This window comes from Robertmurraya siralis (assembly GCF_005502275.1).
Lineage (GTDB): Bacteria > Bacillota > Bacilli > Bacillales > Cytobacillaceae > Robertmurraya > Robertmurraya siralis.
Genome location: NZ_SWLZ01000006.1, coordinates 186,041 through 206,049 on the forward strand (window position 1 = coordinate 186,041; position 20,009 = coordinate 206,049).

At 37.5% G+C, this 20,009-nt stretch carries 17 protein-coding genes and 1 tRNA gene; 7 read left to right on the forward strand and 11 right to left on the reverse strand.

Translation table 11 applies throughout. From position 1 onward, the window contains the following. Positions 1 to 52 precede the first annotated feature (52 nt). On the forward strand, positions 53 to 547 hold the full coding sequence (locus FCJ93_RS10520; RefSeq protein WP_137743668.1) for a DUF2243 domain-containing protein: 495 nt from the start codon (positions 53 to 55) through the stop codon (positions 545 to 547). Beyond that, positions 537 to 1,328, forward strand: a complete 792-nt coding sequence (locus tag FCJ93_RS10525) for a cytochrome c oxidase assembly protein (RefSeq protein WP_137743645.1) — start codon at positions 537 to 539, stop codon at positions 1,326 to 1,328. The genes FCJ93_RS10520 and FCJ93_RS10525 overlap by 11 nt, the downstream gene beginning before the upstream one ends. Before the next feature lie 61 nt (positions 1,329 to 1,389). On the opposite strand, the gene trmL is transcribed toward FCJ93_RS10525, so the two are convergent. The 7 genes from trmL to queG form a co-directional block, all read right to left on the reverse strand. Next, entirely contained in the window at positions 1,390 to 1,863 is a 474-nt protein-coding gene (gene trmL, locus FCJ93_RS10530; RefSeq protein WP_137743646.1) for a tRNA (uridine(34)/cytosine(34)/5-carboxymethylaminomethyluridine(34)-2'-O)-methyltransferase TrmL, read from the reverse strand. Between the two features lie 150 nt (positions 1,864 to 2,013). Next, the gene (locus tag FCJ93_RS10535) at positions 2,014 to 2,886 is read right to left on the reverse strand and encodes an amidase domain-containing protein (RefSeq protein ID WP_095314762.1); all 873 of its coding nucleotides are present in this window, start codon (positions 2,884 to 2,886) and stop codon (positions 2,014 to 2,016) included. A gap of 103 nt (positions 2,887 to 2,989) precedes the next feature. After that, positions 2,990 to 4,474, reverse strand: a complete 1,485-nt coding sequence (locus FCJ93_RS10540; RefSeq protein WP_095314761.1) for an aldehyde dehydrogenase family protein — start codon at positions 4,472 to 4,474, stop codon at positions 2,990 to 2,992. 320 nt (positions 4,475 to 4,794) lie between these two features. Further along, complete coding sequence (locus FCJ93_RS10545) at positions 4,795 to 5,469, reverse strand: formate dehydrogenase subunit gamma (protein ID WP_137743647.1); 675 nt, start codon at positions 5,467 to 5,469, stop codon at positions 4,795 to 4,797. Continuing rightward, positions 5,462 to 6,280 (reverse strand): 4Fe-4S dicluster domain-containing protein, encoded by an 819-nt coding sequence (locus FCJ93_RS10550; RefSeq protein ID WP_137743648.1) that lies wholly within the window; start codon positions 6,278 to 6,280, stop codon positions 5,462 to 5,464. Before FCJ93_RS10550 ends, FCJ93_RS10545 begins: the two co-directional genes overlap by 8 nt. Continuing rightward, a complete protein-coding gene (gene fdnG, locus FCJ93_RS10555) occupies positions 6,280 to 9,261 on the reverse strand; it encodes a formate dehydrogenase-N subunit alpha (RefSeq protein ID WP_095309491.1) in 2,982 nt (993 codons plus the stop codon). The genes FCJ93_RS10550 and fdnG overlap by 1 nt, the downstream gene beginning before the upstream one ends. An 870-nt stretch (positions 9,262 to 10,131) precedes the next feature. Beyond that, a complete protein-coding gene (gene queG / locus FCJ93_RS10560) occupies positions 10,132 to 11,289 on the reverse strand; it encodes a tRNA epoxyqueuosine(34) reductase QueG (protein ID WP_137743649.1) in 1,158 nt (385 codons plus the stop codon). Positions 11,290 to 11,398: 109 nt separating this feature from the next. On the opposite strand from queG, the gene FCJ93_RS10565 reads away from it, so the two are divergent. Then, positions 11,399 to 12,070: a B3/B4 domain-containing protein gene (locus FCJ93_RS10565; RefSeq protein ID WP_137743650.1), complete on the forward strand. Its 672-nt coding sequence runs from the start codon at positions 11,399 to 11,401 to the stop codon at positions 12,068 to 12,070. 462 nt (positions 12,071 to 12,532) lie between these two features. Here FCJ93_RS10565 and FCJ93_RS10570 read toward each other — a convergent pair. Beyond that, positions 12,533 to 12,606, reverse strand: a tRNA-Gly gene (locus FCJ93_RS10570). A gap of 852 nt (positions 12,607 to 13,458) precedes the next feature. On the opposite strand from FCJ93_RS10570, the gene FCJ93_RS10575 reads away from it, so the two are divergent. Next, entirely contained in the window at positions 13,459 to 14,709 is a 1,251-nt protein-coding gene (locus tag FCJ93_RS10575; protein ID WP_137743651.1) for a sensor histidine kinase, read from the forward strand. 154 nt (positions 14,710 to 14,863) lie between these two features. Here FCJ93_RS10575 and FCJ93_RS10580 read toward each other — a convergent pair whose 3' ends face one another. Beyond that, positions 14,864 to 15,184 (reverse strand): YnfA family protein, encoded by a 321-nt coding sequence (locus FCJ93_RS10580; RefSeq protein ID WP_095309481.1) that lies wholly within the window; start codon positions 15,182 to 15,184, stop codon positions 14,864 to 14,866. A 171-nt stretch (positions 15,185 to 15,355) separates the two neighbouring features. On the opposite strand from FCJ93_RS10580, the gene FCJ93_RS10585 reads away from it, so the two are divergent. From FCJ93_RS10585 to FCJ93_RS10595, 3 genes are all read left to right on the forward strand, one after another. Continuing rightward, positions 15,356 to 15,574, forward strand: coding sequence for a hypothetical protein (locus FCJ93_RS10585; protein ID WP_095309479.1), 219 nt, complete (start codon positions 15,356 to 15,358; stop codon positions 15,572 to 15,574). A gap of 120 nt (positions 15,575 to 15,694) precedes the next feature. Next, complete coding sequence (locus tag FCJ93_RS10590) at positions 15,695 to 16,297, forward strand: TetR/AcrR family transcriptional regulator (RefSeq protein ID WP_095309477.1); 603 nt, start codon at positions 15,695 to 15,697, stop codon at positions 16,295 to 16,297. 342 nt (positions 16,298 to 16,639) lie between these two features. Further along, complete coding sequence (locus FCJ93_RS10595; RefSeq protein ID WP_235879445.1) at positions 16,640 to 17,671, forward strand: DUF3231 family protein; 1,032 nt, start codon at positions 16,640 to 16,642, stop codon at positions 17,669 to 17,671. Positions 17,672 to 17,729: 58 nt separating this feature from the next. Here the strand turns inward: FCJ93_RS10595 and FCJ93_RS10600 are convergent, their stop codons facing one another. Together FCJ93_RS10600 and FCJ93_RS10605 are read right to left on the reverse strand one after the other, a co-directional pair. After that, a complete protein-coding gene (locus tag FCJ93_RS10600) occupies positions 17,730 to 18,398 on the reverse strand; it encodes a P-II family nitrogen regulator (RefSeq protein WP_095309475.1) in 669 nt (222 codons plus the stop codon). After that, complete coding sequence (locus FCJ93_RS10605; RefSeq protein WP_095309473.1) at positions 18,388 to 19,884, reverse strand: DUF1538 domain-containing protein; 1,497 nt, start codon at positions 19,882 to 19,884, stop codon at positions 18,388 to 18,390. The genes FCJ93_RS10600 and FCJ93_RS10605 overlap by 11 nt, the downstream gene beginning before the upstream one ends. Positions 19,885 to 20,009 lie beyond the last annotated feature (125 nt).

Genomic DNA, 20,009 nt, shown 5'->3' on the forward strand with positions numbered 1-20,009 from the left:
AATTCATTGCTTCAACACTGCGGAAATCATCATTAATGTGTAAATAACTTTGATGTTGTCTATATTTGTATTAAATAAATCTTTGGAGGAGAAATTTTTGGCTCGGAATTTATGGTCAGGTATCTTTTTCGGACTTGGTTTGGTTGCTTTTCTTGATGAAGCTGTTTTTCACCAAATCTTACATTGGCACCATTTTTATGATAAAAGTACATTAAGCATTGGCTTGATATCTGATGGACTTTTCCACGCATTTAGTTGGTTTTCGACCATTGGAGGATTGTTCCTGCTTGCCGACTTACGACGACGAAACGAATTAAGATTGAAAGGTTGGATAGGAGCAGTATTACTCGGGGGTGGGACATTCCAACTGTATGATGGATTAATTCAGCATAAAATAATGAAAATCCATCAAATTCGCTATGTGGAAAATGTCATCATTTATGACCTCATTTGGAATTTTATTGCCATCATCATGATTTTGTCTGGACTTCTTCTCATTATAAAAACAGAGAAATCAAGCAGAGGAGCGACCGATCATGCACAATGAACACATCGTGCAAAAATTCAACTTTGACTTGCTTCTTGCTGCACCGTTTATACTATTATTGCTCGCCTATATTTTCGCTGTCTTTCGCTCCAACAAGCATTATAAGCATTGGCCGCTTTACCGCATAATTACTTGGAAAATAGGTGTCATCTGTATAATGGCCGTCGTTTTAGGTCCTTTAGCAGAACGGATTCACACCGATTTTGTTGCACATATGATGGGACACCTGCTTCTTGGGATGATTGCTCCACTTCTAATCGTCCTTTCAGCACCGATGACACTTTTGCTGCGCTGCATCCCTGTAAATCAAGGACGGCAAATAACTAAAATTTTAAAAAGACTGCCCATTCAACTCTTGACGAATCCCATAATCGCATCACTTCTCAACATGGGTGGATTATGGTTACTCTATAGCACGGAGCTCTTTTCATTGATGCATCAAAATTTAGTTTTGTATATATTTATTCATATCCATGTTTTTATCGCTGGGTATTTGTTTACGGCCTCGATAATTTATATTGATCCGACCCCTCACAGAAAAAGTTATCTCTATCGAGCGGTTATCTTCATTCTCGCTTCTGCCAGTCATGGGATTCTGGCAAAACATATTTATGTTCATCCACCTTCCTCTGTCCTAGCGTCCGAAGCAGAGAATGGAGCTATGCTTATGTACTATGGAGGGGATGCTGTGGATATTATCATCATCCTCATCTTCTGTTTTCAGTGGTACAAAGCTAGCAAACGCAAATCATGGCTGCCAAAAAAGGCGGTAAATATTTAAATTAGAAAAAGCGGTCAAAGTATCTACTTTGATCGCTTTTCGCAAATAACAATATCTCACTCTATTTAAGGTGCAAATATTCCTGCTGTCTTAACGCCTCATACACTAAAATAGCTGCCGTATTAGATAAATTTAATGAACGAACATTTTCATTCATCGGAATACGGAGGCAACGCTCTGGATTTGCCGCAATTAAATCTTTAGGGAGTCCCGTTGTTTCCTTTCCAAAAAGAAAATAATAATCTTGTTCCTTTTGACTGTAATCATATGCAGAATGGGGCTTCGTTCCGAATTTCGTTAAATAGAAAAATTCTCCACCAGCATTTTTTTCAAAAAATTCATCTAAAGAATCATAATAAACAATGTCTACATATTCCCAATAATCCAGTCCTGCTCGCTTCAACATTTTATCATCTGTTGAAAACCCCAACGGACGGATCAAATGCAAAGTTGTGTCCGTTGCTGCACAGGTCCGGGCAATATTCCCTGTGTTAGCTGGTATCTCTGGTTGGTATAAAACTACATGCACTGCCACCAAAATTCACTTCCTCATACTATTTCTCTATTTCCCCTAGAAAAAATCTGGCCAACTCTTTCTTAACGAGAGCAGGAAAGCAGCTATACGAAAATAGCTTTATAAACTCTCCACCCAGCTATTATAGCATCTTTTTTCTAATGAAGAAATTCAACTGTAATCATCAATAATATGAAGAAACTTATATTGAATATTAGGCGTATATGCTGTTGAATCCTCATAAGCCCAGTATCTCATTCGACTATTTGCCGTGTTTGCATTAACGAGAGGCATTCCATCTTTATCCTTTGCCGTCACAATGGTTGTATGATCAAATCTGCCATCCCCTTGAAAATCATAACAAATTACGTCTCCTCGTTTTAATTCCATAGGATCTTTTACCTCTTTTGCCCTTAAACCAGATTTTGCATTTGGCAAATACCATCGAAATGCATTAGCTACCGTCCAGCTGTAGCTCCAATTTTGACTTTGCATCCACCAACCCTTACTTCGATTTGGGTATCCTGTCATTGGCGCTTCTCCAGCATGTAAACATTGAGAGATGTAGTTAGTACAATTGACTTCAAATGATTTGAAGCGCGGATTATACTCATTCCACCACCGTTCTGCATATTTAACAGCTTTTAATCGATCATATCGAAAATACACCCGTTCATTACTATTAGTAAGTTCAGCAATGGTGAACGCCTCCCCCTCATTTGTCTGCGCAACAGCGGCTTCACGATCTTCTATTAGAATTCCCTTATAAAACTCCGCTACCCGTTTCTCCACTTCCTCTTCAAGATAAATTTGATCTTTATGGTTAATCACATATTGGAAATGAACTTGATAAAATACTTTTGAATACTCAAGCTCTTCCGATTGGTGATTAATTTTTCCTGTTGCACGAGCCTTAACAATTTCACCTTTTCTTTTAGAAAGGCTTTCTTTTTTTCTTTCTATTTTCTCACAGGAAATATGCCTAGAATTTGATACACATTGTTTTACACGTTTCATGAGGTGTGCCTGCAGTTGCTCTTTCAATTCGAACACTCCTTTCATATCATATATATGAATACAGATATAAAAAGAGAAATTAAAAAAGGAACTCATGACGAATGAGTTCCAAAATTTCCTTAATCTTATTTTATTGCATAGCAACCCATACACTTTTCACTTCTGTGTAATTGTTAAGGGCGTAGGATCCCATTTCACGACCTATCCCCGATTGCTTATAACCACCAAATGGGGAAGCTGCATCAAATGCGTTATAGCAATTAACCCAAACAGTTCCAGCACGCAATTTATTAGAAATATAGTGGGCTTTTGCTACATCTCGTGTCCAAACACCAGCCGCTAATCCATATTCACTATTGTTGGCACGATTTATTAATTCATCTAAATCGTCATATGGCATAGCTGAAATAACTGGCCCAAAGATTTCTTCCTTGGCAATAGTCATCTCATCTCGTACATCGGCAAAAATCGTTGGAGAAACAAAATAGCCCTGTTCCTGTGGTTTATTCCCACCAGTAACAAGCTGAGCCCCTTCATTAAGCCCTTTTTCTATATAATTTAATACTCGATTTTGCTGTTCACTTGAAACAAGCGGCCCGATTTCTGTATCTGCATGAATACCTGCACCTTGCTTTATCTTCTCAGCATGTGAGGCCATATCAGCTACAACATTATCGAAGTCCTTCTTCTGAATAAAAACTCTGGAGCCGGCGCAGCATACTTGACCTTGATTAAACATGACTCCATTAAGTGCACCAGGAATTGCTTTTGTTAAATCGGCATCAGGCAAAATAATATTCGGTGATTTTCCACCTAATTCCAAAGTAACACGCTTTAATGTTTTCGATGCATGCGACATAATTAACTTTCCAACCTCGGTTGAGCCTGTGAAAGCAATTTTATCGACTAAAGGATGATCTACCAGCGGTTGTCCTGCCGTTTCTCCAAAACCTGGAACAATATTGATAACTCCTGCCGGAAAGCCAGCTTTATCAATTAGCTCTGCTAAGTAAAGAGCTGATAGCGGAGTTTGCTCAGCTGGTTTAAGCACAACTGTACAGCCAGTTGCCAGGGCCGCTCCAAGCTTCCACATTGCCATAAGAAGCGGAAAGTTCCATGGAATAATTTGTCCTACTACACCAACTGCTTCGTGACGTGTATAATTGAAATACGGTCCGTTAACAGGGATTGTCTGCCCGACAATTTTTGTCGACCATCCAGCATAATAACGCATATGCTCGATAGCCAGTGGAATATCTGCATTTGTCGTTTCACGGATAGGCTTACCATTATCCAAAGTTTCTAATTGGGCAAGCTCTTCACTGTTCTCTTCCATTAAATCAGCAAGCTTATACATAAGTCGGCTACGTTCGGCAGCACTCATATTAGACCATGGTCCCTCATCAAATGCGCGCCGCGCAGCTTTCACCGCAAGATCAATATCTTCAGCTTCTGCTTCAAAGACACAAGCTAGTACTTCTCCCGTAGCTGGATTGTAGGAATCAAAAGTCTTTTGCGACTTGCTCTCAACAAATTCACCATTGATATAAAGCTTCTTTTTTCCTTGCAAAAACTTCTCTACTTTTTCTTTTACCCCTACTGCAAGTTGACTCATAAAATTCCTCCTCTAAAATTTAATATTTTATGTAACACTGGCTGTAAAATATCAAATCTATTAATGTCAACGCTTACAATAAGATCGTAACACTACTAATCTTGCAAAATCAATGTTTAAAAATCGAAAAATTCTGATATTTAACGACATAAAATTCGCTTTTCTACTTTAGTATTCAATAATTCAACTTCTAACATAAAACTAACATCTTTGTATTTAAGTTCACCTCCCATAAATACAAGAATAGGTATAAAAAAGTAATGCCCCGTATAAAAGAGCATTACTTCTACAAAGCTATTACAAGTTCATTTAAAAATTATTCAGGCTTGTTTCCTTGTTGTTTCTTCTTCTTTTTTTAACTCATCAAACCAACGGCCATGATGATGTTCTGCATAATCTTCCGTTACATCACCCTTGAAGATGCCACGCAAAGATGGTTTTGCTAGTGCCACGGACATATAAATATGGCCGATCGCTACCGCCGCAGCAAGACCCAGTCCAATATTATGAATAGGGTAGGCCCACATGATGATTCCCTTTGCGAAATATTGCGGGAACCACATGACAAGACCCGAACAAATCAACATAATCGTCGTAATGATCATGAGCCAAGAATTAAGCTTTTCTCCTGCATTAAAGAAATCCTGTTTTGGAGTATTCGACTTCATTCCGAAGAACTCTTTTCCAAACTGGGGGAAAAACTGAAAATCGTGTTTCTTCCAAGTGAAAATATTTTTGCTCCATGTTCTTAAGCCATGGCGATCAAAAAGTAATAAAATTGGAAGTGGCAGCATAAAAGCTACTGCTGCAATTCTATGAATTAAACGTGCCCCTTCTGGACCACCAAGTATTGGATAGAGCCAATTGAAAAAGTCTGTATACATCGGCAGTGCAGAGATATAGAGAACAAAGAACGCACCAGCATTTACCCAGTGAGCAATAATAAAACCTAAATTGAATCGTTTAACCATTTTTTGATTCCCATGATTACTCATGATCCTGGCCTCCTTTATGCTCCCCTTTCTCTCTGTTCATCGCATGGGCAATGACTGAGCCGACCACTGCCATCGTTGTGACGCCGAACATTGCTTTTCCTAGCGGTTGAGCATAGTCCTTCCATACGATTTGTGATAGTGGCACCTTCGGATTTTCCGGAAGTCCGTATACTGACGGCTTATCTGCAAGCAAGTAGACTGTCGTTGTCCCCTTGATTCCTTGCGGATTATAAATATTCGCGTTCGGGAAGCGTTCCTTAATTTTTGCTAAACGCTGTTCAGCCTCGGATAACACTTTTTCCTTTTCATCATAGATAAGGCAATCTGTATGACAAGCTGTTACACACGCTGGCTCCAGCCCTTGCTCAAGGCGATCTGTACAAAGAGTGCATTTTTGCGCTCTGCGATATTCTTTCCCATGTTTGTCCTTATAGGTAGCCAACTCAACCACGTCAAACGTACAGTTTTGCACACAGTATCCACAGCCAACACATTTATCATGATCAATGACGACAGAACCAAATTCTGTATGACTAATCGCATCCTCTGGACATGCTTTTTCACAAGCAGCTTCGACGCAATGTAAGCATGATTGATGTCTAAATAACCACTCAAAACCACCATTTGCCGTTTCATGCTCATTATAAGTAATCACATTCCATGTATGAGCATTTACCTTCGCATGTGATTGAATGGAGCCGGAATATTCTTCCGTTACGGTAGGAAGATCATTCCAGTTTTTACAAGCAACCATACATGCACGACAACCGTCACATTTCGTTACATCTACAAATTTAATATAATCGGCCATCATTGCACCCTCCTTACATCGCATAGGAAGACTTTATATTCAGGTATAGTAGAATTCGCATCCCCTACATGAGGCGTTAGACGATTAGCTGTAGCACCTTTAGCAATTCCTTTGTAACCAAAATGCCACGGCATACCGACATGGTGAACATTTTTACCTCTTAATTTATATGGTTTAAAACGCTTCGTAATCATCGCGTATGCTTCAATTTCACCTCTTGCAGATGAAACGAGAACTTTTTCACGATTCTTAATGCCTTTTTCCTTTGCCAATTCCTCACTTATTTCAACATACATATGCGGCATTAGCTCTGAAAGCCATGGTTGATTTCTGGTCATTGCTCCTGATTGCCAATGTTCACTCACTCTAAACGTCGTGGCGATAATTGGAAATTTATTCGAGTCACCTTTTGGATTAAAATCTTGATCACCAAACTGGACAACAGGGTTAAGTTGAATACTTGAGAGTCCATTCAATACCGGAGATTCAAATGGTTCATAATGCTCCGAAAAAGGTCCATCATTTGTTGATGTAGAAAAAATTCCTGCCACACCATCAGCAAGCATAATAAAAGCGTTGGTACCATTTTGATCATCTGGAGATGTCGTTTTTCCAAAATCCGGAATATCATTCCCTACCCATTCTGATTTCACAGAGTCCCAATATATGCTTACTTTTTCTTGAGACCATGGCTTACCACTCGAATCACAAGAAGCTCTATTATAAAGATTCCTTCTATTCATAGGCCAAGCATAGGACCAATTCAAGTAATTGCCCATCCCCGTATCCTTATTATCACGACGTTTCGCTAAGTTTTTTCCTTTTTCTGGGTAGTAACCACAATAAATCCAATTGCCACTACATGTTGAACCATCATCTGCTAATCCTGCAAATCCAGATACTAATTGATTCGTCTTCATATCATAACCATTGATTTCTCTACATACTAAGTCAATTTCCGGGTGGTCTCCTTCTCCATAGTTCCACGATAAAGCAGATATAGACTGCGCTACTGGAGTAAAATTTCCTTTATATAATTTTTTCAATCGTCGAGCCAGCAAGTGAATGATCTCTAGATCTGCTTTTGACTTCCCTTTTGGTTTAATTGCCCTCCAACGATATTGCATCCAACGTCCACTGTTTGTAATCGAACCTTCTTTTTCAAACGAAGAACAGGCTGGCAAAAAAAACACTTCAGTGTCGATCGAAGAAGGGTCACTTCCAGCCTCATTCTGCCAAAATGAGGAAGTCTCTGTTTCCCATAAATCTACAGCAACCATCCATTTTAGTTTTCCAAGTGCCTCTTTTTCTTTACCAGAGTTTGGACCACCTACAACTGGGTTTTGCCCAAAAAGAAACAGCCCCTCTAATTCTCCTCTTCCCATCGCTTCAAAAAGTCTGAGGTGCGAATAATTTCTTTCTGCCGTAATTTTTGGCAAAAAATGAAATCCAAAGTCATTTTCCTTTGTCGCTTCTTCTCCGTAATATGCTTTCAATAAACTAACGACAAATTTGGGATTATTTACCTTGTATCCAGATTTTGGTGTTATGCGCTTTAAATAAGCGGAAAGCGTGGCGTCATCTGTTGTCGGAACTTCCAAATAGCCATTAATAGAGTCAAATAATAAACCAAAATCAGTGGATCCTTGCACATTCGACTCTCCACGCATAGCATTGACGCCACCTCCTGGAACCCCAATATTTCCTAGAATTAATTGAAGAATCGCAAAGGAACGCACATTTTGAACACCCACTGTGTGTTGCGTTGTACCCATGGCATATAAAATTGTTCCACTTTTTTCAGGTTTACCTGTCGCACCATACATTTCACAAATCTCGATAAATCTTTCTTTACTAGCACCCGTAATCGATACAACTGTATCAACATCATAACGAGAATAATGTTTTTTCAGCAATTGAAAAACACACCGAGGATTTTTCAAAGTTGGATCCTTGATGATTTCACCATTCTCATCTTTTTTAAACTGCCACTTTGTTTTGTCATATTTTCGATTTTCTTCATCGTATCCGCTAAAAATACCATCATTAAAATCAAATTCATCCCCCACAATAAAAGTAGCATTTGTATAGGTTTTCAAATATTCTTCATGAAAAAGCTGATTTTCAAGGATAAAATTAATCATCCCACCTAAAAATGCGATGTCGCTTCCAGATCTCATAGGTGAATAAAGGTCCGCCTGTGCAGACGTACGCGTATAACGTGGGTCTACTGAAATTATTTTTGCGCCCCTTTCCTTAGCTTTAAGTAACCATCTAAAACTAATTGGATGATTTTCAGCTGGATTTCCCCCCATAATCAATGCGCAATCTGTATGTTGCAAATCAATCCAGTGATTTGTCATTGCTCCACGACCAAATGATGGAGATAATCCAGGAACTGTGGAACTGTGACAAATTCTTGCCTGATGTTCAATAAAAGTTAACCCTAATCCACCCCGCATAAGTTTTGAAAGAAGATAGTCTTCCTCATTATCTAAGGCTGCTCCACCCATACAAGCAATGGACTCGACCTTATTGACAATAGCCCCACCCTCTGATTCTATAAAAGTACGATCACGAGTATCCTTAATTTTCTCAGCAATCTTATTTAACATCCAATTCCAATCTTTTTCCTCCCATTTATTACTGCCAGGAGCCCGATACATTGGTTTTTCAATCCGCCGATCAGATGTGAACACTTGACGTAATGTTGTACCTTTGCTACATAAAGTTCCTTCATTAATTGGATGATCTGGATCTCCTTCTGTAAAAATAACATCATTGTCCTTCGAGTAAACTAGAATCCCACATCCTACAGCACAGTAAGGGCATATCGTAGGAGTTGGTTTTACCCCAAATATTTTAATATTTTTTGAATCAGCATATATTTTTTTTTCATCAAATCCTAGCTCAATAATGGCTAATGTGGCTGCCATTGCACCAGAAAGCTTGAGAAATTGTCTTCTTGAAACAACCGTCATTTTGTTGATCCTCCTAAACTGCTTATTTCGTTCACATAATGTTGAAGCTGTATTAACTTCAACAAACAGCTTAGTACAACAAAACCTATATCTTTATTTTCCATCATTAAAAGTTAAAATATTTATACTGAACTAATTCCCAAGTCATCAATAAAGATCGATCCACATTTAACATTTTCAAAAGGACTGCTCATGTAGTTAGTATGTTATTGCAGACGGTTCTGTGTATAAGAAGCCTTGAACGCAAACGTTTTCAAATGAATTAATTTAAATCTTATTAACTTAACTATCATTTGCTTGCCATTTTTGTTATTAATTACGTGACATATATAATCATTATTCGGTTCAATTTCAGTAGGGGTCCCACCAATATTATTCATAGTATTAGTATACTGAATATTCTTCAAAACACCTTTGAAAAATTTACTTCCGAATGTAGGTGCCAGACCGGCAACCTTTTCCTTATGTCAGTTTCGCACTTCACTAGCAAAAAGCGCTTTTCTAAGGACGCATACCAAACTCGATATTAAATATGCGATTACTTTTTTACATCCTTTCAAACTTTTATCATGCATTTTTATAATATCGATGGTTATCCCCTCCCTTCCAACTGAATGAAAATGTATGATTAAATCCCAAATTTTAAGGATGGCCCCCATTATTAAGTTTAAGAGAATATAAATCATGGTTATATTACCGAAAATCATTTGAATTAACAGTGATTTTAATCACCAAACGTTTCATTTTATCAGGAGGTTCTCATCACATTCAAAAGTCAATTCTATTTTTTGTCACATTTCTAAGAGAACCTACTTTTAATTCGAACAAACTAATTAGAAAAGCTGGTCCCTAGAAGGACTTAAAAGTACTTTAGGGATCAGCTTTTGTTTTTTTATTATTTATCATTATTCGTAATCCTTTTTCAATTTCCAATAATACTGCTGAATCCGTTTCTTTTGCCATTGCTTCAAGTAATTCCTGTTCGGCCTTGTCGCCACCAATTTTTCCAAGAGCCCAAGCAGCTGTTCCTCTCATAACCGGCCTCGCATCTTCTTTTAACACAGAGACTAAATCCTTTACCGCTGTCTCATCTTTAAAATGGGCAAGGGCGATAATCGCATTGCGTTGAATTGGCTTTTTACCTCGCCATGAACCGGATAGCCTTCCAAAATTCTCTTTAAAACTCCGATTGCTAAGGTATAAGAGTGGTTTTAACAGTGGTTTTACCACTTCCGGATCTGCCTTCATTTCCTCATGAAAATGATAGTTCTTCCCTTTATTTTCTGGACAAGCTGTTTGACAAGAGTCGCAACCATATAAGCGATTGCCAATTTTTTCTCTAAACTCATCTGGAATAAATTCCTTTGTCTGAGTCAAAAAGGCAATGCAGCGTTGAGCATTAATTTGACCTCCCTGCACTAACGCACCAGTGGGGCATGCCTCAATACATTTATTACAATCTCCACAGCGATCCTCCATCGGTTTATCAGGAGCAAAAGGAAGGTTTGTAATCATTTCACCTAAATAAACATAGGAACCAAATTCAGGTGTAATAATCGAACAATTTTTTCCACTCCAGCCGATCCCAGCTCTTTCTGCAACGGCACGATCAACTAATTCACCAGTATCAACCATCGCTTTACAATTTGCGTCAGGCATTTTTTCCTTTATAAAGTCCTCCAACTTCTGCAATCTTTCTCGCAAAATTACATGGTAATCGAGTCCCCAAGACGCGCGACAAAAAAGACCACGTCTTTCCCCTTTCTTGCTTACCACTTGTTCACCCATTTTTGCAGGATAGGCTAATGCAATGGAAATAATCGAACGTGGCTGATTCATCAATAATGCTGGATTGACCCTTTTTTCAATATCCGGTTCTTCAAATCCAGATTGATAACCTAATTCTTGCTGTCGAAGCAAGCGATTTTTCAACTCATCAAAGGTGGAAGCAGTGGTAAAACCGATTTTATCAATTCCAATCGTTTTACTATAGGCAATAATTTCTTTTTTCAATTGATCGTAGTTCATTTCAACTCCCTCCCTTCGTTAGATGCTCCATATATTAAGTAACTCTTTATTGTGAAAAACTATATCCACTATGATAAACTATTTTCATTAGTTTTTGGAGGTGGAATGCATGGAAATTAATCTATCCCCCCAGTTATACACACTTATCCCTGATTTTAAAATTGCGGTCATCCATTATCATAATATTGAAGTAGGTCCCTCTCCGCAAATGTTGAAAGGAAGATTGCAGCTATTTCAGGAAGCGATTTTTTTTGATTTAGAAGAGAAAAATGTTGCAGACATATCAGAGATTAATGAGTGGCGTACGATTTTTAAAAAGACTGGAAAAGATCCGAATCGCTATCGCCATTCAGCCGAGGCACTTTATCGCAGAATAAAAAAACAGCATTATCTTCAGTCTGTTAATAGTGCAATCGATTTAAATAACTTCTTTTCCTTGCAATATAAAATTCCTTTAGGAATCTATGATCTCAAATCAGTACGTGATAGTGTAACAATGCGTATTGGGAAAGAAGGGGAAGAATATGAAGGTCTTAATGGTAGATTAAATCATTTAAAAGATATGATCGTGACTGCGGACGAGAAAGGTCCCTTTGGCAGCCCATATGTTGATTCAATCAGAACTTCCGTATCGGAAAAGACAACAGATGCGCTACAAATCATCTATTTATGCCCTTCTATGCAAGTCGCTGATGCAAAGGAGCTTGCGAAATCTCTTCAAAAAATGTTTCTGCAAATCCATGGCGGGACCGGAAGTTTAGAAATAGTAAGCAGAGTGTAAGCTGGTTTTTCGCCTAAAATAGGTCGGAGCCAACAGCACTTGCTGTTGGCTCCATTTTTATAATAAAGGGGCAAAGCTGATGGTTGATTCTCCCAAAGAGAATGTTCTCATTTAATTAGACGAATGCTTTGACAAAAAGTTTCACCCTTTTTAATAAATAAAATAACAAATTTAATTTAAACAAAATCATCAACAGAAATAGAGCTTAATCATTAGGCAGGAAAGATCCGAGTTGTTTTAAAGCAAAGGAGCCGTCTTTTCGACAAATCCATGTTCACGAACACTAATTTACATAGCTTTCGATAACAGAATGAACGTTCCAAATACGCAATATGCAAATTACTATTCACTGCGAGAAGAACAGCAGCCAAATGATGCTCATCTGCACTTGATATTCCTAAAGCATAATAAAAACGCAATACTTCGTTCTTATTGAAACGAAATACTGCGTTACATATGTATTGGAGCGGGTGATGGGAATCGAACCCACGACAACAGCTTGGAAGGCTGTGGTTTTACCATTAAACTACACCCGCATTTTTATTTATAATCTTATTTTTTTCGTTTCCCCGGCTCTGGCCTTACATGCCTCCAACTCTTCTCGCTGTTTCTTCGTAGCACTGTCGTCGAGGCAACTCGTCGCCCATTCATTGATGCTTTGCTCGTGGCTGTGGTTTTACCATTAAACTACACCCGCATTTTTTTTATACTCTTATTTTTTTTTCGTTTCCCCGGCTCTGGCCTTACATGCCTCCAACTCTTCTCGCTGTTTCTTCGTAGCACTGTCGTCGAGGCAACTCGTCGTTCATTCATTGATGCTTTGCTCGTGGCTGTGGTTTTACCATTAAACTACACCCGCATTTTTATTTATAATTTTATTTTTTTCGTTTCCCCGGCTCTGGCCTTACATGCCTCCAACTCTTCTCGCTGTTTCTTTGTAGCACTGTCGTCGAGGCAACTCGTCGCCCATTCATTGATGCTTTGCTCGTGGCTGTGGTTTTACCATTAAACTACACCCGTATTTTTATTGTAATTATACTAAATTCTTTCTTCCCCTGTTCGGACCTTACATGCCTCCAACTCTTCTCGCTGTTTCTTTGTAGCACTGTCGTCGAGGCAACTCGTCACCCATCCATTGATGCTTTGCTCGTGGCTGTGGTTTTACCATTAAACTACACTCGCATCGTACAGCTTACTTAATTTTATTTCAAAAATAATAACATAGAACAATATATCATTGTTTTTTTTTGTCGTCAATAGAATTTACAGAAGAAATGTCGAAAAATGATAGGTTTTTTGCTTATTTCTATGATTATTGAAAATATTGTGACAATATTTTAAAATAAGAATTAGTAGCATTGACACAGGTCTAACGGAGGATTCGATACATGACTTTGCTTAAAGGCTTGTTCATAAATCTTCTCGTCATTCTAGTTCTAGTTTTATTTTATAATATGGTGGTAGTAAATCAACAAAAAAGGATTTCACCCCGTTTCCAAAAGTCGGTTCTTGCATTTTTTTCTTCCATATTAATTATTCTAAGCCTGCTATTAGCAATTGCGATTGAAGAAAACTTTGTTTATGACCTAAGATTTATTCCTTTCCTATTAGGAAGCCTTTATGGCGGTAAAAAGGTAACACTCTGGCTAGGAGCACTCCTTATTACAGCTCGCATTCCAATTGGTGGGGATGGAATTTGGCTAACAGCCTTGCTTGTCATATGCTTTAGTCTTATTTTCTTCTGCCTCTCTTCTCGGTTCGAAGAAAAACCAATAAAATGGAGATTATTTTTCACTACGTTTCCCGCATTTCTATATTCCATTTTGGCATTATTAATTCCATCATTCTACTATGGTTTTCATACCATTGAGACATTTTTCATTTATTCCCTTGTACTCACTGCTGCAACCTTTTTTGTCACCTATCTTACTGAACTACTGCGAACAACATGTACATTACAGCAAAAAACAATCAAAAACGGAAAAATGGAAATGGTCAGCCATCTAGCTGCCAGTATAAGTCATGAAGTTCGCAACCCGTTAACATCAATAATAGGCTTTCTTCAATTAATTTTAGAACAGAGGGACGTTCCAGATAAATGCAAAATCAATGCCTCACTTGCTTTAGATGAAGCATCTCGGACGGCGGTCATCATTGATGACTACCTTACTTTTGCCAATCCTCATCCAGAAAAGCTTCACGCGCTTGAAATTGATAAGGAAATTTTGCAATGCAGAGACCTGATTTCCCCGCTTGCATTGAAACATTCAGTTGATATGAAAATTGTTTTTTTCCATACTGATAAAATCAAAGGTGAGCCTCATAAATTTCGTCAGGCTTTACTGAATATATGTAAAAATTCAATTGAGGCTATGCCCACTGGAGGGACACTTACGATTGTCACCGCTACCAAATACAATGAAACATTCATCCATATCAACGATACTGGTCAAGGGATGAGTCCCGCCCATCTAGCTCGCTTGGGAGAACCATATTTTTCTTTAAAAGAGCAGAAAGGAACTGGACTCGGGTTGATGGTAGTCTTTCGAATTGTTGAAGAAATGGGTGGCAATATTAAAGTAAATAGTGAGGAACAGATTGGAACTTCTATTACATTAAGCTTTCCATCCTTTGCTTGAAATACCGACAAAATGCCTCAAAACATATAGTTCTCTGGCAAGTTTTGAACATTTTTTCAGGATGCTGTTAAGAATCCGTTGTACAAAAAAGGACAACCTCTTGGATACCCTTCTCCAACGTCTGTCCCTCATAGAAGGACAGCATCCTTATTTTTTATTGCCTCGGGGCAAATAATATCACCATCACACCTACGATACAAATCGCTCCTCCCAGCCAATCGTATAAGTCTGGTGTTTTCCGATCAATTCCCCATCCCCAAAGAATCGAAAGAATAATAAAAACACCGCCATATGCCGCATATACCCTACCAAAAGTAGGGAAATTCTGAAAAGTAGCTATTACTCCGTATAAAGCAAGTGCCAGTCCACCTAAAATGCCCAAATAAAAAGATTTGCCTTCTCGCAGCCATAACCATATTAAATAACCTCCACCAATTTCTGCTAAACCTGCCAATAGAAATAAAATAAAAGCCATTTTTTAACCCTCTCCCTATCTTTGAATATCGACTTCTCCATTATGACAGATATGTGAAAGATGGAAAACGTATTGATCTTTTCACAAATTGATTATATGATATGTACAGAGTATAAATTGTGTATACAATTTATACTCTGTACAATTATTGATAAGAGGAGCGCGAAAATCATGATCAAAACTGCATTTTCCTTTGCTGGTGGATTTGTTCTTGTATTTCTTGAAGCATATATTGTGTTGGTTTTTAAAGGCTATCATTCTATCGAGTTCGGAGGTATGCGACCTTTTTTGAATGTATGGATCATGAATTTTTTTCTCCTCTTCTCCATTTTCACCCATATTGAAATGTGGAGAAATGAGCAAGGTAAAACCCAAAGAACTACTCGATAGGCTTGATTAATAAATACGTACCACTAGAAATATTTTCAAAAAAGTATATAGTTAAAGAAAGATGTTTATAAAAGACTTATCATTAAACTATGTATCTTATTAGAAAAATGTGGTGATAACATGAAACTTGGTAGAGCTGCTAATAAGAAGAAACAAATGGAAGAAAGAATCTATGAAGCAGGAATGACACTTTTTCAAGAAAAAGGCGTAGCAAATACAACACTGCAAGAAATTTGTGAATTAGCTGGTGTATCCAAAGGAACTATTTTCAATTATTTTTCATCAAAGGAAGATATTGTTGCAAAATTTGGTCAAAATCAAATAAAGGTATTACGAGAATTTGCCGAACAACTCCCCGTTTCACTGAACACAAAGGAAAAAATTATTGCTGTTCTTATGGAAGATATACGTGGTGTTAAGGAATCTGCCTTCAGTGCCAAAGCCGCCTTAAAGGGGATCTCTGAAGGTGGAGAAAAGGTTTACGAGTTAGAATCTAAAAATCGCCGTGACTTAGCAAATATTTATGAAAATATTTTAAAAGAAGGTAAAAAGGCAAATAGTGACTTAAACACTGCTTTGGTGGCAGACTTAATCGTCAGCATTTACTTTCATGTCCTAAATAAACACTTTTACCACAATGATCAACGTGATAAACTTGAAACAACGATCATTGCTTCACTTGAAGTCATCTTTGATGGCATTAACTCACATATAAAAGAATAAAGTTATCGATTCCTCTTATGTTGACCATCTAATTAGCTCCGAGGTTTTGCGCCCTAGTACCCGAATTCACATGAAAAACAGAGCAACGTTTGGGGCGCAGTATTCGCATTATTTAAATTTACACTCCCCACCCCTTTTGAATCATTTGAATGTGGCTTATTTAACATTGCAAGTGTGCGCAAGAAATGATTAGCGTTAGAACGATGATATCTTGCCTAACATATTCTCGTTTTCTAACTCTTCCTCAGTCTCCATTTTTCTCTAACAATGATCCACAATTTATCCGTATAGTTCATCGCTATTCCCATAAAATAACTTCATACTGATTAAATTAAACATCAATTGGAGGTAAGTATTTTGGGAGCTTCTAAAAAAAAGCAACAATTAACCACTGCGGAAATATCAGCACTTTGGTTGCAGTATGTGGGAGATAGTATGGCGATTTGTATGTATAAATACTTTTTGAGAATTGTTGAAGATAATGAGATTAAATCGATAATAAAATGGTCTTTGCGTTTGGCTGAAAAACATATAATAAATATTGAAGAATTTTTAAAAAATGCCGACTTCCAAATTCCCATTGGATTTACTGAAAATGATGTCAATTTAAAAGCTCCACGCTTATTCTCAGATCAATTTCTCTTATTTTATTCATATATTATGACTATTCACGGCTTAACTGCTTACAGTTTAGCTATAACCAATTCGCAACGAACGGATATTCAAAATTATTATTTCGAATGTCTAGAGTCATCTAAAGATCTCTTTCAAAAGATCATAAAATTAGCTGAAACATACCCAAAATATTCCCCAGTTCCGATTGTCCCTTCTCCTAACGGAACTGAATTTACCAGTTCCACCGGTTTTTTATCAAATTTAATTGGCGATAAAAGACCGCTCAATATTACGGAAATAAGCAATCTTTTCTTTAATTCAAAAAAAACCGGATTTGTGCGAACTTTAAGTCTGGCCTTCAGTCAAGTGGCAAAAACAGAGGACGTTCGCGATTTTATGTTAAAAAATGTAAAGCTGGCAAACAAAGACACTGAGAGCTTTAATACGATATTAGAGCAGGATCATCTCCCAATTCCTGAAAAATGGGATGCTGAAATTACTAGCTCCACTGAAAGCCCATTTTCTGATAAATTAATGATGTTCCATGCCGCATTTCTCGTAAATACCGCACTCTCCTACTACGGTGCTTCATTAGGCGCTAGCCTTAGAACAGATATTATCTTAAATTATAAAAAAGTTTTTAACCACGCCATGCAGGCTGGAACTATCTGCTATAACATTATGGTGAAGCACGGCTGGCTTGAAAAACTACCTGAGGCAATTGATCGCGACTTTTTAGCAAATAGCAAAAAAATTTAAGATAACCAATCACTATTAAAAGGCGACCACATCTAATCGAGTAGTCGCCTTTATATCATTATTCATATAATCCATAAGTTTTATTTACATCCTGAATAAAGATAACACCATTTCCTGGTTCATCAATTTTAAGTTTATTTTGAATGGAAGAAACGATTGCATCTGTACTTTCCTTTTTTGACAAAATTAATACCATCTCTTTTTCAGGTTCAATATCCATTGAAAATAATTTACTCGTTTCATGAATACCAGAACCTCTAGCATTAATAATGGTGCCTCCTTTAGAACCTGCTTCGGTTGCGGCGTCAATAACATCTCCTGCATTTCCTTTTTCCACTATAACGGTAATAGCATGATACATACTTTCTTCTGCACCTCTACCTTCATTTAATTGAGCACTCTTGCAGCTTCTTGCACCAATAACGCGACCAACAGAGGTTGTAAATGCAATGCCTTGATTCGTCTTTGTCAATTTGAATTTATGGGCCAGTTGTTCAATAGCTTGATTTACTGTTATTTTATCAGCTACCAGAATCACAATCTCTTTTCTTATATCGTTTATCGCTAACATTTCCAAGAGGCGGTTCTTGATTGTCCCTTTGCCCAATAAAACAGTTCCTCCTGAAATCCCATGCTTCTTTGCTGTTTGCAAAATCTTGCTTCCCTTGCCAAAGTCGACAATGATACAAACCTGTTCAAAGATGTTCATTTCAGAATTACTGGACATTTTTCACCACACCTCTCTTCACTGATTTTAATTTAAAAATAACTCCAACAATTTGTAAAGTAATTAAAGGCGTTAACGCAACCATAGCTATCATCCCAAATCCATCGACAAGAACATTGGCTCCTTCCATCGCCTCTGCTGCACCTTGGACAAATGCCAATATGAAAGTTGCGGTCATTGGTCCTGATGCCACTCCGCCAGAATCAAAAGCAATTCCTACAAATAACTTTGGAACAAAATAGGTCATTCCGATCGCTAAAATATATCCTGGGAGAAGATAATGCCAAAGCTGAAGCTCAGGAATAAGGATCCTTAACATTGATAAAGCTACAGCAGCTCCTACGCCAATACAAAGTGAAAACAGTACCACTTTTCTCCTTACATATCCACTTGTTACATCTTCTATTTGATGCGTTAATACATGGACTGCTGGCTCGGCCAAGATTGTAACGAATCCTAATACAAATGCGACAATAATAAGATATGCTTTACTATCCAAAGAGGCAATAGACTGCCCAATCGCTCTCCCTACATCCATAAAACCAGCATTCACACCAACTAAAAAGAAAACAAGACCAATAAAAGTGAATACTAATCCGGTGACAATTTTCCTTACCTCTTTTCTCGACATTTTAAAAGAAAATTTCTGGAATAAAAGAAAAATAATCAGAATCGGAAGCAAAGCAATAATAATCTCTTGTGCTATGATCGGAAATTCATGTGAAAATGGCCCTAGTATTGAAAAGGATTGCTCACCATGTTCTTCCAAACTGCCTGTAATTTTATCCGACTTCGATATAATATTCATAATCATAACGGAAATGATTGCCCCTGTTGATGCAATAGCTACAAGGCCAAAACTATCTTGTTCAGACGCTTTGCTATCCTTTTTCATAACAGATACCCCTAGGGCAAGAGCTAAAATAAATGGTACTGTAAGCGCACCAGTTGTTGCGCCGGAAGCATCAAAGGAGATCGCTAAAAATTCGGGAGTTGTAAAAAATGACAAAATAAGAATGATTATGTATAAAATCGTTAGTAGTTTATATAAGGGGAAATTATAAACAATTCTGACAAGCCCTGTAGCAATAAGAACACCTATTCCTATAGAGACAATAATGACGATGCTCATTTTTGTAATAAGGCCTGCAGTAACAAAATCGACCTGCCCAGCTAAAATATGTAAGTCTGGCTCGGCAATTGAAATAAAAAAACCGAGCAGCAAACCGACAATCATGACAATCCATACTTTGTTTGTCTTTGTTAATGATTTCCCCATTAGCTGACCAATTGGAGTTATCCCAATATCGACGCCAAATAAAAAGATTGATAAACCGATAATAATCAACATCACACCAATTGTAAATCGAATAATTAATAGTGCATTATCAAGAGGGGTTAATGTAAAGTTCAGGATCAACACAATTACTGTGATCGGAAGAACCGCATATAAAACTTCCTTAAACTTGGAGATTAGAACATTCAAATAGAGTTCATTCCTTTCATGCATTAATTAAGTAACAACAGTGAGTAATGAAGGTCGATTCACATTGCGGAAAAAGTATTCTTTCCAAAATACAAACAAAAAAGTTTCTACCGGCGATTTAAATA